The organism is Bradyrhizobium sp., from assembly GCF_016462955.1.
Lineage (GTDB): Bacteria > Pseudomonadota > Alphaproteobacteria > Rhizobiales > Xanthobacteraceae > Bradyrhizobium.
This window is the reverse complement of sequence record NZ_JAEMSD010000109.1, coordinates 2,079-16,063: the sequence shown is the minus strand read 5'-3', so window position 1 is coordinate 16,063 and position 13,985 is coordinate 2,079. Positions and strand designations below refer to the sequence as shown.

Sequence of the window (13,985 nt, the reverse complement as noted above, 5' to 3'; positions counted from 1 at the left end):
AACGGCCATTACGCATCGGGCAACGTCTACAACGCCTATCTCTACAATGGCGACGCGCGCTCCTACATCGACAACGCCATCGGCGGGTCCGGCAACGACACGATCCTCGGCAACGCCATCGCCAACGCGCTGAACGGTGGCGGCGGCAACGACACCATCACGGGCGGTGCGGGCAACGACGCCATCAATGGCGGCGCCGGCACCGACACCGCGGTGTATTCGGGCAGCAGGGCCAACTATCTGATTTCGTACGACGCGGGGACGCAGATATTCACGATCGTCGATCAACGCTCCGGCTTGCCCGACGGCACCGACACGGCGGTTGGTGTAGAGTATCTCCAATTCGCCGATGGCACCTTCGCAAGCTCCAGCTTGGTGACAACCACGATCGAGTCGCTCGGATCGACGCGGGTCGTTTTATCCGGCGGCAACTACCATCTCGAGAGCATCGCAGCGGGGACCGGGCCGACCCTGAAATATGCAGGCGCTGCGGTGCTCGCAGTCAATTGGGGTAGCTGGTCGGTGATTGGCGCCGAGCAGGTGTCTGGCGGCGGCTATGACGTGGTCTGGAAGGAAGGGTCAAGCGGCGAATACTCCGTGTGGAGCACGGACGGCAACGGTAACTTCCTGACCACGCTGGGTTCGGCTCCTCAAATGCTGGGAACCGACGCGTCCCTGAAGACGCTGGAGCCGACGCTGCAGCAGGATCTGAACGGTGACGGTATGATCGGCGTCCCTGTCGTCGTCACCACCACGATCGAGGCACTGGGGGCGACGCGCGTCGTTTCGTCCGGCGGCAACTACCATCTCGAAAGCATCGCGACGGGGACCGGGCCGACCTTGAAATATGCGGGCTCTGCGGTGATCGCAGCGAACTGGGGCACCTGGTCGGTGATCGGTGCCGAGCAGGTCTCGGGCGGCAGCTATGACGTGGTCTGGAAGGAAAGTGCGAGCGGGCAATATTCGGTGTGGAGCACGGACAGCAACGGCAACTTCCTGACCACGCTGGGTTCGGCTCCCCAAATGCTGGGAACCGATCCGTCCCTGAAGACGCTGGAGCCGACGCTGCAGCAGGATCTGAACGGTGACGGCATGATCGGCGTCGCCGCTGCCGTCACCACCACGATCGAGGCGCTGGGATCGACGCGCGTCGTTTCAGACGGCGGCTACTACCATCTCGAGAGCATCGCGACGGGGACCGGGCCGACGTTGAAGTATGCAGGCTCTGCGGTGATCGCAGCGAACTGGGGCACCTGGTCCGTGATCGGTGCCGAGCAGGTCTCGGGTGGAAACTATGATGTGGTCTGGAAAGAAAGTGCGAGCGGGCAATATTCCGTCTGGAGCACGGACAGCAACGGCAACTTCCTGACCACGCTGGGCTCGGCACCTCAAATGCTGGGATCCGATCCATCCCTGATGACGCTGGAGCCGACGCTGCAGCAAGATCTCAACGGTGACGGTACGATCGGCGTCGCTGCTGCCGTCAGCACTACGATCGAGGCGGTCGGATCGACGCGGGTCGCTTTATCGAGCGGCAACTATCATCTCGAGAGCATCGCGACGGGGACCGGGCCGACCTTGAAGTATGCAGGTTCCGCCGTGATCACGGCAAACTGGGGCACCTGGTCGGTGATCGGCGCCGAGAAAGTGTCCGGCGGTGGCTACGACGTGGTCTGGAAGAACTCGGCGAACGCCCATTATTCTGTCTGGAGCACGGATGCGAACGGCAACTTCCTGACGACCCTTGCCGCAGCCCCGGAAGTGCTCGGGTCCGATCCGTCTCTGAAAGCGCTGGAGCCGATCCTGCAGCAGGATCTCAACGGCGACGGCGCGGTGGGCGCTGCGCCGCTTGCAACGACATCCGGCGACGGCTTCGCGTTCGATTTCACCCAGAGCGCATCGTTGACTGCGCCGTCCGAGCCGCCGGACTTTATTCCGGCGCCTGCCGATCCGGCGACCGCTCTGGAGGAGTGGATTGGAGCGACGGACAGTCACGACACGGCTGCAATCGACAATCTGACCGGCTTTCTCCTGTCCGGTCACGATTTCAACGTCCTGCTGACCTGAAGCCGTGGTCGCTGCCATCGGGGCTCTGAGTGATGTCGGCAATGGTCACAAGTCACCAAGAAATCAAATGGCTTAGACGGAGGTGTTTAAGCACCTCTACTGTGCATGGGGTTGTTTTCGCACTTTCGTCAGGCTGGGAGCGCCGGGCGCCTGCTGATCAGGCTAGAACTCCCGCCGCTTCAGCCAGGCCCGCGCCCCCCAATGCCCGAAGCACCAAGCCGACCGGACCAGGGAGAGGTGCTCGACATTGCGGTAGATCTGCCAGACCCATTTGGCCGAGCGCATCGGGCGGCTTGAGACCGAGGAACCCCTCACGCGGTAACGAGCGAGATCCTCGTTGAGCCCATAGGCCGTATGCCCGTGCTTGAGGATCGACAGCCACAGGCAGAAATCGTCATAGCCCTCGTTCTTCATCGTGACGGGACCTGTGATCTCGCGGTCGACCATCGCGGTCAGGGTCGCGATCGCGGTGTTCTTCAGGAGTTGACCATAGGTGAGCGAGGCCGGCACCTCGATCAGCCTCCCGGAGACCGTGCTGGTCTCGTTGATGCGGCGGAATGCGGTGTAGCTGAGCGCGGCCCGCTTCGCCTTCGCGAAGGCGAGCTGCCGCTCCAGCTTCCCGGGCAGCCAGAGATCGTCGCTGTCGAGGAAGGCGAGATAGCGACCCTGCGCGGCGTCGATAGCCGCCTGGCGCGCCAGCGCCGGGCCACCGTTCCTGGCCTGCCGGATCAGCTTGACGCGGGGATCGCGCTCGCCGATGGATGCGATGATCGCCGGCGTGCTGTCGGTCGAGCAGTCGTCAGCGATTAGCAGCTCCCAATCCGCGAATGTCTGGCTCTGTACCGAGCGGATCGTCTCCTCGATCAAACCTTCGACGTTCCAGGATGGGGTGATGATCGACACGAGCGGCATGACGGGTGCGTTCAGTTCGCGCGGGCCGGCTCGGCGATTGCGGCACGCAGGGTGGCCGCAAACGTGTCGAGCAGTTTTGCGTCGCTGACATAGAGTTCGCCCGGATAAGACCGCCGCCAGGCAGACTCGAAGTAGGGCGCCCCCTTGGCCGGATCGAACGGTCCCGCGGAAAGCGCTTCGCGCAACCGTGCGGGCACATCGGCCAGACGATCGACGGCATAGACCAGTGGACAGGAGCGGTAGAACGCATCGCCCATCACCACGACCGGCTTGCCGAGCAGCAGCGCTTCGGCTCCCGACTTGCTGTTGACCGAGACCACGGCGTCCGCACGATCGAGCACGGTGTAATTGTTGGTCTGCGGCGGCAACAGCACGAAATTGTCGAACCGGCGCCCCAGTTCGAACAGGCGGGCGGCGGAGATCGCGCCGATCTGCGCTGGATGCTCCTTCACGACCAGAACATGCGAATCCGGGATCGTCCGCAGCAGGAAGTCGACGGTCGCAACCTGGTCGAGATAGTCCGGCGAGCGCAGCGTCAGCGCCATGTCCGCCGGGACGTGGAACGGATAGTAGACGAAGGGAGTTTCGGGCAGCGGCCGGTAGAGCCTGCGCAGCCGCGTCGCGTTGAGCGCCATTGCCGCATGCACCTGCGCATGGCGCAGATTGTGCCCGAACTCCTGGTGCTTGCCGAGCGCGAATTGGTCCCAGAGCTTCTCGACGAGACGATTGGCGTTGCGCAAATTGGCGACCTTCTTGAAGGCCGCCGAATAGTGATGCTGATCCTTCTTGGGAATGACGATTGCGCGCTGCTTCAGCGTGTCCTCGAGATAGGCGCGCACCTCAGGCGACACGGCATCGGCGGGCTCTGCCATCATGTCGGGCGCGGCAAAGCTGTCCGGGGTGAAATACATCCGGCCGCGAAAGAACGACGGCTCGATGAACCAGTTGCGGATGCTCCGGCGTCTTGCGGCGTAGAAGCTCGCGATCACGGACAGGAAGCCGCCGAGTTCCTGGACCAGTTCGGCACTCCGCCCCTGAGCCTCCAACCGGTCGAGCAGCGCCTCCATGGCGTTGGCATAAACCATGAAGCGCCGGCGCAGCGCGGCGGTATCCCTGATGCCGAAAGTAAAGCGCTCATGGCTGAACAGGAAATTGGTCCCGTCGAGCCCGTAACAAGCGACGCGCGCATCGAAGGCCTTGCGATCGTCGGGCGAAAGGCCGGCCTTGAGGCCCGCACGATACATGTTGGTGACCGGCACGCCTTCGGCAGTCGACATCTCTGCGCTGCGATCGTCGAAGGCGAGCAGCTCGACCTCGTGGCCTGCCGCGCGCAACCGCTGCGCGACCGGAATCCAGAACCGGGTCTGGTATTCGGCGAGCGTCGTGATGAGAATGGTCTTTGCAGCTGTCGTCATGGCTCTATGAGGCCCGTTCGATCGCAATGCTCGCGAGCGGCAAGCCCGTCGTCGCACAATATGCCCGCCTTGCCGTGAACTGCGACGTAGATGCCTGATCGTGAGCGGCGATGCGCCCCAGCAGCGGCTGGACGATGGACAACGCGATCCGCTTGTCGCGCCGGGCGGGATTGATCTGGCTGCGCAGCCGCTCGGTGACCGCCGAGCCCAACGCGGCGCTGGCGGTGCCCTTGATGACCTGGCCGAAGCTCGGTTTCTCGCGGGTTCCCCTGACGGTCGCGAGCAGCGAGACGAAAGGTCGGCGCGAAACCGTTGCGTGGGTCAGGACATCGGCAACGCGTTCGGCGGCCTGTCCGTCGTTGAGATGGAAGAAGGCCTCGATATCGGCGGCGTGAACGCCGGCAAAATCGAAGCTCGCGGTCTCCCGCTCGATCTGGTCGATCGCGCCGAGCAGCTCGTCGAATGAGCCGACCTTGCGGCTCACGCGGGCAGGAAGCCCGGCATGGCCGGCCGTTGTCGGCGTGTTCAGGTACTCGAGCTGGAGCGGGAGCTTGCCCAGCAGAACCGATTCAACAGCCGTTCCGCAATTGAGATGGATGACGGCTGCCGCGTTGCGGATGCGATCGAGCACGCTGCCGGTGCCGTCGATCACGACATTGGCATGGCGCGAGAGTGCGTTGCGATAGACGTCCTCGCTCTCGAAGGGATGCGGACGAACGAGGATGCTGCGGTCGGGGCGCGCCGCCGCGAGTCGGTCGATCTCGGCGAGATATTTGGCGAAGACCTGCTTCAGGTCCGTGATGAAGCGATCCACATAGGCGCCATCCCAGCCGGAACGCACCATGGCTTCGCGCTCTCCGCCGGGCTTGCCGGTGAAGCGGGAATTGACCAGCGGAAAGTTGGCGTTGACGAGCAGATAGCCGCGCGGCTCGCCGTCGAGCAGCGTGCGCCAGCGCGGGGCCGCAAAATCGAAGCGCGGGCAGCCGGTTAGGTGAAGCTGCTCCCGCTTCATGGTGCCGGCCGCGAGAAAGGCGTCGTGCAGGCGGCTGCCCCAGAAGAAATAGCCCGCAAGAATGTCGGCGTAGCCGCTGTCCTTGATGTTGGCCGCCATGGCCGGCGGCGAATTGCCGCCCTTTTCGGCGAGCACGCCGCCTTCGGTATCGAGCACGTAGAGCGCGAGGCCGGCCTTGGCAAAGCTGCGCATCAGGTCGAGATTGACCGGGCGCGCGTAGTTGACGACCAGCGCATCAAGTCCGAGCCGTGGGACGTCTACGGCCTGCTCGTACATCGGCACCAGCGCGACGGAGACGCCGCGTCGCGCCAGCTGATAACCGAGCATGACTGCCCCCGGCAGGTCACGCTTGGGGTGATCGACCACCAGGCCTATGCGCACGATGTGAGCTCCCGGCAGCGGCTCACAGGCGCATGGCGGCACGCTCGACGTCCGTCAGAGGGCCGCTGGCTCGGAAACGGGGGGGTGGCTCGGGATAGATGCGCGGCTGCTGAATATAGGTCGCCGTGTAGAGAAGGCGTCTGTGGTCGGACTGGATTCGGCTTCCCATGTGCAGACAGCGGGCCGTGTTGACGATGAATGACGACAGGCGCGGCGCAACCATCTCCTTGACCGCATCGGGTCCGGTTTTGGCGAACACCTGCGCATCGCTCATGTGGCTCTTCAGCGTATTGCGGAACGGCCTGGAGGGGCCTGCCGGAATGAATGTGAACGGACCGTCGGCGGTATCGCGGACGTCGGTGAGATAGATGAAGAGCTTGCAGACGCGCTTGTCGTCGTGATCGAGATGCCAGAGCTGGGAATAGCTCAGATTCTGGTTCGGGGTCGGCTGTGACAGCGTCAGCAGCACGTCGGAGAGCTGGGGCAGGTCATGCATGAAATCGCCGATGATGCGCAGTGCCGCCGGCTGCAGTGCATAGCGCACGAAAGGATGGTCGGTCGCGAATGCACCGTTGACGAGATCCTCGTCAAGGAGACTCACCCAGAAGGACTTGTGGCCGAGCTGCTGCTTACCCGAGAGCTCGTTGAGCCGGCTCACCTTGCTGTCCGCGACTGCCGCTACGGCTTCCGCCAGGCCGCGGTCCATCAGCGCGGATACGTCGACATAGCCGTCTTGGTCGAGCTTCCGGCTGGCCTCGCTCCATTCTGCTTTCGAAGGAAGCTGATCGAGCAGCCGGGCGCGCTTCGCCCGGGCGCCCGGTTGAAGTGTAGTCAGGGCCGCCTTGGTGACCCAGCCGAGATCGGTCCGGTTGATGTGCCACAACAGGCGACGGAACTGGTTGATCTTCTGCTTCTTCGGGGCTGGCCGATCGGGCGTCGCATCGATGGTTGTCATGTGGGCTCCCAGCAATACAAAAAGCCATCATTGTGGATTGTCGGCGCGAACGGCATCCGCTCACGTGCCAGGATGCGGACGCGGCCCTGTCGCTCGTAGTCGTTCAGAGTCGAGAAGAGCTGCGTCTGGTAGTCGACCGAGCGAATGTAGAGGAAGCTGACGATGTCTCGCGGATTGGAGAGATCCAGCAACTCCGTCGTCGGCTCGATGTTGATGACCCGCTTCGGCCGTGCGGCGATGATGTTGTCCACCACCTGTCGCACGTCGTAGGGAATCTGCTCGATGCAGAAATAGGTGAAGACGACCTTGTCCCTGATGGCGGCGTAGCTTGGGTCGTTGCCGTCAGTCAGATCGATCCTGTCGAACGAGATCCGGTCCGATAAGCCGTAATGCGCGGCGATCTCGCGGCCCGCGGCGACTCCGTTCGGTGCAATGTCGAATCCGCGCAGCGTCCAGTCGGGATGATTGAGGTGCAGCGCCAGCAGATTGTAGCCGTAGCCTGCGCCCAGCTCGACGATCTCAGTGGCGCCACCGGCGTGCCGCGCCAGCAGTTCGCCGAGCGCCTTAGCCCGATAGCGATAGTAGTCGTCGGCCGCGATTCTGCAAATCCGATTGTCGACCTTGCGCAGACCCAGCTCGGGATTCTTCGGGATCAGGAAGTCACCGACGCTTGCGGCCGTCGTCCAGGTCTTGGCCGACAGCATCCGCTGCCAATGCGAAAGATTGTACTCGGAATTGACCACGTCTGCCGTGCGCTTGACGCGACGCAAAGCGAGCCGTCCGATGCTCCTCGCCGCATCGAGCGCGTAGGTCGCGGCGCGGTCCGGCAAGGACGCCGGAGCGAAATCTGCGTTAATAGCGTTGCGGAGTGTCGCGTGAGTGCTCATTCAAGTGCTTTTGGACGTGAGTCCCATCAATTGCCCGACCGCCGGAAATACCGCCCGATGCCGCTTCTCGAGCACCAGGAGGTATTGAAGCGCCCAAGTCATCAGACAGAAGACCATGGAACCGAGCGCGAGCTTTAGCACGCTGTCAAACCGAATGTAACCTGCAATTACTGCTAGAAAAATGCTGGCCACGACAAGGATTGCAAGTTGAGTTCCGATCGCCTTCGCGAAGCGAGACCGGTCGAGCTCGAGTGCGTTGCGCAATTCCCTGAGTTGCCAGGGCAGGATGGCGATCGCGCCAACGACCTGGCCGAGAATCAGGGCGCGTTCCGCGAACAGATGCAATGTTGCGGCAGCGACTGCCGCCCAGATCAGGAGCTGCACGGCCATCAGCCTGTTGAGCCGGGCCTGCACCTCAGGCCGCGTCAGGAAGATCAAGCTGCCGATCGTCACGTATTGCGCGCAGATCGGAACCAGGAAGCTCAGACCCATCCAGAATGCGTAGGGTGCAAGCAGAGGACCGATCCAGAGGTTCATGATCTCGGGCGAGAGAATTGCGCTTGCGGCAAGCGGCGGTACCACGAACATCGGCATCATGATCAGGCCGAGATCGCCGAGGCGCTGAAATGATGTCGCGTTGCCGCGCTCATCGAGGCGGCTGGCAACGGGAAGCAGGGCCGAGGTCAGCAGGCTGACCACGATCTTCGATATCCGCGGCAACCGGACCAGCGCGTCATAGGTTCCGACAGCCTTCGGACCGAACAGCAATCCGATCAGGAACGGCTGAAGCGGGCCGGACACTCCGCCCATCAACTTGCCCTGCAGGAGCAGCACGCAACGATGCAGGATATCCTGCCGTATCTCGCGGGTCCATGGCAGCAATCGCACCTGCTTGTGCCGCAGGGCGACGAATGCCGCAATTCCTATGACGACGGCGCGGGCCACCAGCGCGGCGAGATAGATGTAGGCGACCACTTCAAAGCCTGTCTCCGCCCTCGCGGCCGCAAATGTCAGAGCGACATAGGCCGCCGTCGACGTGACCTCCGCGACGCGCAGGAGGTTGTAGCGTTCGAAGCCCTTGACAATGCCTTCCCACACCAGCGCCGGAACGAAGATCAGGTTCGCGAGGGCCGTGTAGTGCATGATCCGGGTGAACGTCTCCAGATGTGCGGCATCAACCTTCATCAAGATGACGAGAAGCGGGGTCGCGAGCCAGATGGCGGCGCTCAGGATCAGGGTGAGCGCAATGGAGATCGCTCCCAAGAATGCGATCTGGCGGCTGGCCTGCGTCCAATTGCGGTGCTCGCGCGCGCGCGCGACGACCTGGGTCGCGACCTCGGACAGCCCAAGGTCCAGCACGGCCATCATGCCGCTCGGCAGCAGCAGCCGCGAAATGACGATCAGGCCGAATTCGGCCACTCCCCAGGTTTGAATGATAAGTGGAATGACCGCCAAGCCCAGCAAGGCGGCGACGCCGAAGGAAAGCGCCGAAATCACCGTGTTCTGGACCAGGCGCTTGATCATTTGTTCTTTGTCACCACGCGCTCAGGCCGCCATCGACGGCGATGTTCTGGCCGGTCACGTAGGACGCTGCATCCGACACCAGGAACAGCATCGCGCCGACCATCTCGTCCGCTCTGGCCATGCGGCCCAGGGGGATGCGGGCACCATAGCGCGCCTTGAAGGTCTCGTTCTGTCCGCTCTCTACCCCGCCCGGGGTAAGGGTGTTGACGCGAACGCCCTTCGCCGCCCAATAGGTCGCCAGGTGTTTGGTCAGGCCGATTACGCCGGCTTTGGACGCAGTGTAAACCGCGGGTGTGTTGATGGCGCGACCGAGATATTCGGAGCCCTCGTAGATGCGCTGGTCGGGCGCCATGAGGCCGTAGATCGAGGCGGTCTGTACGATGGCGCCGTAGCCGCGCTCAGCCATTCGGCCGCCGAACACCTGCGCGACGTTGAACATGCCGTCGAGGTTGACAGCCATGATCTCGCGCCAGGTCTCCTGTGAGAATTTCTCGACCGGCGCGAAGAATGCATCGACGTCGCGGGTCTTGCTGGCAGCGTTGTTGAGAAGGATTGAAACCGGTCCGAGGTCGGCTTCGATCGCATCAGCCGTGCTGCGGAGGGCGAGGGGCTCGGTGATGTCGCAGGCGTAACCTCGGGCGCGCACGGAATGTCGGGAGGCGAGCTCGCTGGCAACGCTGTCCGCGGTCGCCTGGTCGAGGTCGATGATGGCAACATCGGCGCCGAGTTCGGCAAGCCCTTCGGCGAAACGCCGGCCGAGAATGCCGCAGCCGCCCGTGACTGCCGCGATGCGGCCGGTAAGAGCGAACAGAGCCTTGTAGCTCGTGGTCATGGTGATGTCCCTTGTTGCGCCAGCCGCTTGCGGAGCAAGAGCTCCACCAGCGTGAAATCGATCTCCGAATCGATGTCGACCGAACGCTCTTCCGGCATTTCGAACAAGCGTGTGTCCGGATAGAATACGCGCGGATCGTCCAGAAAGGCCGCTACGTTCCAGACGTAGATCGAGGCGTTCATGTCGAAGCAGCGCGGGCTGTCTTGTCGGCGCACGATCGGAGGATCGGCGATCTTCGAAAGGCCTACAGTGCCGTCCTTGCGCTCTTCGACCAGGTTGAAATAGGGCGAGCGGCGCGCGGGTACGCCGGTGATGACGCTTGGAGCGCCGCTGTCGCGAAGCAAGGCGACGGCGCCGGTGATGTCGGAGGCAAGCCGCAGCGGCGCGGTGACGTCGAGATCGACGAAGATCTCGGGCGTAAGTCCGGTTCGCTGCATTGCCTGTTCGAGACAATGGCGGATCGCCGGGATTTTCGGCGCCGCATCGGTCGCCATCTCGGCCGGGCGCTTGACCGCGATGTCGGCGCCGGAGCGCAGCGCTTCCTGGAGCAGCACATCGGAATCGCTGCTGAATGCGATGGCCGTGAAGAGGCCGGTCTGCTTTGCCTGCTCGATCGTCCAGGCCAGCATCGGACGTCCCAACAGCATGCGGCTGTTCTTGCCGACGACGCCTTTCGAGCCGCCGCGTGCGCATATGGTACAGATCAGGCTCACGCGAAAACCCAGCTCTTCGAATTCAGCGCACGTTCGCTGGCGTCGATCAGATCCATGGCGGCGACCCCTTCGGCGAGCGAGCAAAGCGGGCCATCGCCGCTCAAAGCGGCCTGATGCATCGCGCGATAACTGGTATCACGCTCGCTCGTGTAGGGCGTGGCGGTGCCGTTGACGATCAGGTTGCCGCCGACGAGATCGGCCTCGATCGTCTCGTCCGCAAGATTGATGCGGATTCGGCGCAAGCCCGGGCGGTCGAGGTAGTCGAGATGAACCTGCACGACCCGCGCCCGTTCCATTTCCACCAGCAGCGCGAGGTGATCATCCACCTCGAGGTCGCGCGCGCCGGATGCACCGCCGAGCGCGGCCACGCGTTGCCACGGCCCGAACAGCCAGAGAAGATAGTCGAGCTCATGGCTGAGGTCGCGTAGCACGCCGCCTCCGGCGGCGACCGTCGAGGAAGCGGTATCGCGGTGATCGCGACCGGGCCGCCAATTCCTGATGTCCTGTCCGACATAGGCGGAGACCGTAATCGCCGGGCGTCCTTCGATCCGCCGTGCGAGCGCAGTCATCACCGGATGGAAACGCAGATTGTAGGCGACGAACAGCTTCGCGAACGGAAAGTTGGGGAGCGGCTCGAGCCTTGCGAGCAGCGGTTTTTCGACCAGAACGGTTCCACGAAATCCTGCCTGTGCGAGCTCGCGCAGGGCATCGATGTGTCGTGCCGTCTCGGTGGCGATAACGACATAGTCGACCTGACCTCGCGAAAGCGCTTCGCCAATGCTGCGGTGATCACCGCCGCCGCGCCGGCTGACTGTCGTGACCGCAAGCCCGAGCTCCGTGAGGATGCGAGCGTGACGGGTTCCGATCGAACCCAGGCCTGCGACCATGGCCCTGCTCGCGCTCACTGGAAGACCTCGTGAAACTCGGCATGCGCCTGCTCGAAATCCTCGACACGACCGATGTCGAGCCAGTACTCTCGGATCGGATACACGGCGACGCGGCCCTCGCTCGCGACGACGCGCTCAAGCACCGAGGGCATGTCTACCCTGACACCGCGGTCGACGAGCCGGAATACGTTGGGGCCAATCACGTAGATACCGGCGCTGACAAACCAGCTCTCGGTTGGCTTTTCCCGGATGACCTCAAGATACCCTTCCGATGCGGTGACAACGCCATAGGGCACGTGCACCTTGTGCTCGCGTACGGCCATCGTTGCTTCGGCCGGTGTCGCGTTATGGAAGTCCACCAAAGCGCCGTAGTTGATCGTGGTCAGGATATCGCCATTGGTCACGACGAGCGGCAGATCTGGCGTCGAGGGAAACAGGCCGAGCGCGCCTGCGGTGCCGAGACGCTCCGTCTCGTGGATGTAACGAATGGACGCGCCGAAAGTAGTGCCATCACCGAAATGATGCTGGATCAACTCGGCCTTGTAGTTCACGGAGATGAAGATGTTCCGAAATCCCTGCTGCACGAAGTTGCGCACGATGGTCTCGAGCAGCGGGCGACCGCCGACGTGAAGCATCGGCTTCGGCATCTCGCGGGTAAGCGCGCCCAAGCGTTCGCCCAGGCCGCCGGCCATAATCAGCACGGGATTCTCGTATTGCGGCGATTCGAGCAGTTCGTCGAACGTTTCGACCTCGATGACCTTGCCACTCGCATCGATCAGCGGAAGCTGCTTGATCGATTTCTGTCGCATCAGGCGCAGCCGCTCATCGCGAGGCAGCGCAACTGAAGCCGACACCGGGTCCGGATTCATCACCTCTATCGCGCGCCCGCTCAGAGGAATACCGCGCAACAGCCCGCGCCTGATGTCGCCGTCGGTGACGATGCCGGTCAGCCTGCCGTCGTCGAGCACCAGTGTGATCTGGATGCCGCCGCTTTCAATCGCGGCAATGGCCTCGCTCACGGTGGCCTCGATCCCAACGACGGCCTTTTGCCAGGATTTCATGGTGCTGGACCTCGCCGGAGGCTGCGCGCCACGGCGCTCACCCGATCAGAAAGCAGCTATATCGCGGCTGATGACGTGGACGTCAATCCCCGCGGGCTCGCCCTGGTTTCGCCTCCAGAGCCGCCAATCTCGCCTCGGCCTGGGCCAGCGCGGCCGGGAGGTCTCGGCCAAGCCGGCTGCCGCGCGCAACTGCGGGAACGAGCGGGGCGCCGAGGGCGCCTTCGGTTCCGATCGCGGCCCAGCGTGTGATCCGAATGAGGCTGTCGCCAGTCTTGACCAGGATGCCCAGACTGTCACTGCCGATCACTTCGCCGGGAATGCCGATATAGGGCCGCGCGCCCGGCACCAGCTCGGCCGCGAGAATGGCGTAGGAGCGCTCTTTCCAGATCGTGCGTGCGCCTGGGCCGGGGGGCACCAACGCGCGGACGAAGCGCTCCAGCGCGACGCTGCCGGATTTCCAGTCGATTTCCTCGTCGCCTTCCCTGCGCCGGCAGCAATAAAGGCCGACCGGATCGATCGTGGATTGCACGACACGCTTGTCTGTGCCGTCATAGACATCGGAGACAGCTTCGACGAGCGTATCGGCGCAAAGCGTCTCCGCGGTCTTCAGCAGCGTTGCATAGGTGTCGGTCGCGGAGATCGGCACCTTGATCTGTCGGACGATGTCGCCGGTGTCGATGCCGAGATCGACCCAGTGAACCGTGATGCCGAACTCTTCTTCGCCGTTGATCAGCGCCCAGGTCAGCGGATTGCGGCCGCGATAGAACGGCAGCGCGCCGGCATGACAATTGAGGGTGCCACGCGGCGGCAGCGCCAGAATGGCTTCGCGAAGAATCTGGTCATAAGACATCGAGACGTGAAGCTCGGCCGCGAAGGCCGCGATCTCGGCAAGGCTCTCCGGCGAATTGACGGTCGCAGGATTCAGCACGGGAATGCCTTTTGACTCCGCGAGAGCAACAAGGATCGAATCGGGCCGGGAGCTGCGTACGGCGACGAAAGCGATGGTGTAACGAGAATCATCGATCAGCCGGGCGAAGGCGCGTTGTGCCCAGACGCCGTCCCCGAAATAGCCGATCCTCATAGATGGTCTTCCTCGTCGTAGGGGCGGGTGACCGCCGTGCCGATCAGCGACCAGTATTCGATCGGCGGCCGGCCGGAGCCGGGCCGCTTGCAGGTGAGATCCGCGGGCGCAAGCACCTCGCCGGCCTTCAACGCTCGTGCGGCAACGATGCTCTTGCGGGCGATGTCGATGTTCTTGATCTCGGAATTCCTGGGCGTCTTGATGCCGTCGCCGCGCGCCTGCTCGATCCGGCGGATCGCGGCGACCATGCGCTTGAAA

Annotated in this window: 12 protein-coding genes and 1 pseudogene; 1 reads left to right on the top strand and 12 read right to left on the bottom strand. The window is 63.5% G+C overall.

Translation table 11 applies throughout. The features are described from left to right. Positions 1-2,067 (top strand): annotated as a pseudogene (locus JHD07_RS14100) (hypothetical protein); the annotation flags it as partial. 162 nt (positions 2,068-2,229) lie between these two features. Here JHD07_RS14100 and JHD07_RS14095 read toward each other — a convergent pair. The 12 genes from JHD07_RS14095 to JHD07_RS14040 form a co-directional block, all read right to left on the bottom strand. Next, positions 2,230-2,979 (bottom strand): glycosyltransferase family 2 protein, encoded by a 750-nt coding sequence (locus JHD07_RS14095; RefSeq protein WP_291623100.1) that lies wholly within the window; start codon positions 2,977-2,979, stop codon positions 2,230-2,232. Positions 2,980-2,990: 11 nt separating this feature from the next. Then, on the bottom strand, positions 2,991-4,394 hold the full coding sequence (locus JHD07_RS14090; protein WP_291623099.1) for a capsule biosynthesis protein: 1,404 nt from the start codon (positions 4,392-4,394) through the stop codon (positions 2,991-2,993). A 4-nt stretch (positions 4,395-4,398) separates the two neighbouring features. Continuing rightward, a complete protein-coding gene (locus JHD07_RS14085) occupies positions 4,399-5,787 on the bottom strand; it encodes a surface carbohydrate biosynthesis protein (RefSeq protein WP_291623098.1) in 1,389 nt (462 codons plus the stop codon). Positions 5,788-5,809: 22 nt separating this feature from the next. Continuing rightward, positions 5,810-6,742: a hypothetical protein gene (locus JHD07_RS14080; RefSeq protein ID WP_291623097.1), complete on the bottom strand. Its 933-nt coding sequence runs from the start codon at positions 6,740-6,742 to the stop codon at positions 5,810-5,812. Next, positions 6,739-7,629: a class I SAM-dependent methyltransferase gene (locus JHD07_RS14075; RefSeq protein ID WP_291623095.1), complete on the bottom strand. Its 891-nt coding sequence runs from the start codon at positions 7,627-7,629 to the stop codon at positions 6,739-6,741. Before JHD07_RS14075 ends, JHD07_RS14080 begins: the two co-directional genes overlap by 4 nt. After that, positions 7,630-9,153 (bottom strand): hypothetical protein, encoded by a 1,524-nt coding sequence (locus JHD07_RS14070; RefSeq protein ID WP_291623093.1) that lies wholly within the window; start codon positions 9,151-9,153, stop codon positions 7,630-7,632. 10 nt (positions 9,154-9,163) lie between these two features. Then, the gene (locus tag JHD07_RS14065; RefSeq protein ID WP_291623091.1) at positions 9,164-9,985 is read right to left on the bottom strand and encodes an SDR family oxidoreductase; all 822 of its coding nucleotides are present in this window, start codon (positions 9,983-9,985) and stop codon (positions 9,164-9,166) included. Beyond that, entirely contained in the window at positions 9,982-10,698 is a 717-nt protein-coding gene (locus tag JHD07_RS14060; protein WP_291623089.1) for an acylneuraminate cytidylyltransferase family protein, read from the bottom strand. Before JHD07_RS14060 ends, JHD07_RS14065 begins: the two co-directional genes overlap by 4 nt. Next, positions 10,695-11,603, bottom strand: a complete 909-nt coding sequence (locus tag JHD07_RS14055) for a Gfo/Idh/MocA family oxidoreductase (protein ID WP_291623088.1) — start codon at positions 11,601-11,603, stop codon at positions 10,695-10,697. The genes JHD07_RS14060 and JHD07_RS14055 overlap by 4 nt, the downstream gene beginning before the upstream one ends. Further along, positions 11,600-12,646 (bottom strand): nucleotidyltransferase family protein, encoded by a 1,047-nt coding sequence (locus tag JHD07_RS14050; protein ID WP_291623087.1) that lies wholly within the window; start codon positions 12,644-12,646, stop codon positions 11,600-11,602. Before JHD07_RS14050 ends, JHD07_RS14055 begins: the two co-directional genes overlap by 4 nt. An 82-nt stretch (positions 12,647-12,728) precedes the next feature. Then, positions 12,729-13,727 carry a methionyl-tRNA formyltransferase gene (locus JHD07_RS14045; RefSeq protein ID WP_291623085.1) on the bottom strand — a complete coding sequence of 333 codons (999 nt, stop codon included), beginning with the start codon at positions 13,725-13,727 and terminating at the stop codon, positions 12,729-12,731. Beyond that, on the bottom strand, positions 13,724-13,985 hold a 262-nt coding region (locus tag JHD07_RS14040; protein WP_291623083.1), incomplete at its 5' end, for an SAF domain-containing protein. The genes JHD07_RS14040 and JHD07_RS14045, both read right to left, overlap by 4 nt.

What these genes read in the sequence shown, in the direction of transcription:
- JHD07_RS14080 (WP_291623097.1), bottom strand. Translation starts at nt 6,742, where the DNA reads ATGACAACCATCGATGCGACGCCCGATCGGCCAGCCCCGAAGAAGCAG.
- JHD07_RS14065 (WP_291623091.1), bottom strand. Translation starts at nt 9,985, where the DNA reads ATGACCACGAGCTACAAGGCTCTGTTCGCTCTTACCGGCCGCATCGCG.
- JHD07_RS14075 (WP_291623095.1), bottom strand. Translation starts at nt 7,629, where the DNA reads ATGAGCACTCACGCGACACTCCGCAACGCTATTAACGCAGATTTCGCT.
- JHD07_RS14070 (WP_291623093.1), bottom strand. Translation starts at nt 9,153, where the DNA reads ATGATCAAGCGCCTGGTCCAGAACACGGTGATTTCGGCGCTTTCCTTC.
- JHD07_RS14095 (WP_291623100.1), bottom strand. Translation starts at nt 2,979, where the DNA reads ATGCCGCTCGTGTCGATCATCACCCCATCCTGGAACGTCGAAGGTTTG.
- JHD07_RS14050 (WP_291623087.1), bottom strand. Translation starts at nt 12,646, where the DNA reads ATGAAATCCTGGCAAAAGGCCGTCGTTGGGATCGAGGCCACCGTGAGC.
- JHD07_RS14090 (WP_291623099.1), bottom strand. Translation starts at nt 4,394, where the DNA reads ATGACGACAGCTGCAAAGACCATTCTCATCACGACGCTCGCCGAATAC.
- JHD07_RS14045 (WP_291623085.1), bottom strand. Translation starts at nt 13,727, where the DNA reads ATGAGGATCGGCTATTTCGGGGACGGCGTCTGGGCACAACGCGCCTTC.